Source organism: Microcystis sp. LE19-10.1B (assembly GCF_027530565.1).
Taxonomy (GTDB): Bacteria; Cyanobacteriota; Cyanobacteriia; order Cyanobacteriales; family Microcystaceae; genus Microcystis; species Microcystis aeruginosa.
Map to the genome: position 1 here is coordinate 1 of NZ_JAPZQM010000480.1, position 1,750 is coordinate 1,750.

Below are 1,750 nucleotides of genomic sequence, written 5' to 3' on the forward strand. Positions count from 1 at the left end.
GCGGCGTTGGCTATGCCACTCGCCCCGAAGTTAACGGTCAGGGGAGAACTCAGGTTTAAGTTAGTGCGAGTAAAGGTGTAAACTAAGTTAGTCGTACCGTCTTCCTGCACACTGGCCGGGCTGACACTGACGGTTACGGAAGGTAAGTTAGCCCCCGCCAAGGCGTTAAACACATTGAGCCGCTTACCAGAAACCGTTTTACCGGCTAGAGCCGCAATCGGCTCTCCCGTGTTCATTAAGGCGTTTTTCACCTGTTGTGCCGTCCAGGTAGGATTTTGTGACCACAACAAAGCCGCCGCCCCTGCCACATGGGGACTGGCCATGGATGTCCCTGAAAGGGTCGCGTATCCACCACCAGGAGCTAGACTGTAAATCTCTGAACCAGGCGCACCCAAATCTACGCTGGTTAAGCCATAGTTAGAAAAAGAAGAGAGAGCATCGGTGCGGGTGGTGGAAGCAACAGAAATAATATTAGCTAGGTTGTAGCTGGCAGGATAGGAGGGGCTTGTGTCAGTGTTTTTTGCATCATTACCAGCCGCCGCAATAAATAAAGCTCCCGCCTGACCCGCAGCGTTAATCGCATCGTAGAGCGCTTGACTATAGCCTCCACCTCCCCAGGAGTTATTGGTGAGCTTAACTCCTTTGGCCGTCGCATAGTTAATTGCCTTAATGGCATTGGAGGTAGAGCCTGATCCTTGATCATTCAAAAACTTCAGGGGCATGATTTTGGCATTCCAGGCCACCCCCGTCACACCGACCCCATTATTTCCTTTGCCAGCAATGGTTCCCGAAACATGGGTTCCGTGACCATAAACATCACTGGGGTTATTGTCGTTGTAGGCAAAGTCCCAACCGCGAATGTCATCAATGTAGCCATTGCCATCGTTGTCAATGCCATCTCCAGCAATTTCCCCCGGGTTTGTCCAGATGTTGCCAACTAGGTCTTGGTGATTGTAGTCCACCCCCGTATCAATAACCCCAATCACTAAATTAGGATTGCCGGTTTGAATATCCCAGGCTTCCGGGGCATCAATATCGGCATCGGGAGTACCGGCACTTTGTCCGGTGTTATGCAATCCCCAAAGTTGATTAAAACTGGGGTCATTGGGGAACGTGGCCTGGGTACTAATTGTACCCAGCGTCCGAATATAGTCGGGTTCAATGTATTCAAAAATCGGATGGGAGCGATATTGTTTTAGAATCTTCTCCACAGAGAGCGACCCGGATAACTTCCAAATCTCTGCCCCCGTTAGTTTAATCTTCTGGGTGCTGACAGCACCAAAGAGGGACTTAAACTGAGCAACTTCGGCGCTGGCGATCCCCTTCTTGAACTTGACAATGAGTTGATTGGGAGCATAAGGGGCAAGGGTGCTAGTTGCTGCCGGTCTTAGCTCTGAGGTGACGGGGGCGGTAGTGGGTACAGAGGCAGGACCCGACGCTGGACTGGTGGTGACGGCGGCAGCGGTGGGTACAGAGGCAGGACTCGACGCTGGACTGGTGGGATAACCAGAAGAGTTCATACTGAGGGAAGCGGGAAAAACCACTTGACCCGTAGCAGTAGGGGAGACTGGAACCGTGGGGGCCTCCGAGGAGACTGTAGATGGGGAGGGGTTAGAGTTCAGGACTCCCAAGGGAGTAGTTTCCCTCGATACACTTAAATCGTCGGAACCTGTTAAATCAAAGGTGATTGGAGAGGCTCCGTCAAAACTCAAAGAATCTTCTAGAGATGACATATCTGTACTCGATAAAT

General features: G+C 51.4%; 1 protein-coding gene. It reads right to left on the minus strand.

All coding sequences use genetic code 11. The features are described from left to right. On the minus strand, positions 1-1,750 hold a 1,750-nt coding region (locus tag O9332_RS17330; RefSeq protein WP_288026608.1), incomplete at both ends, for a S8 family serine peptidase.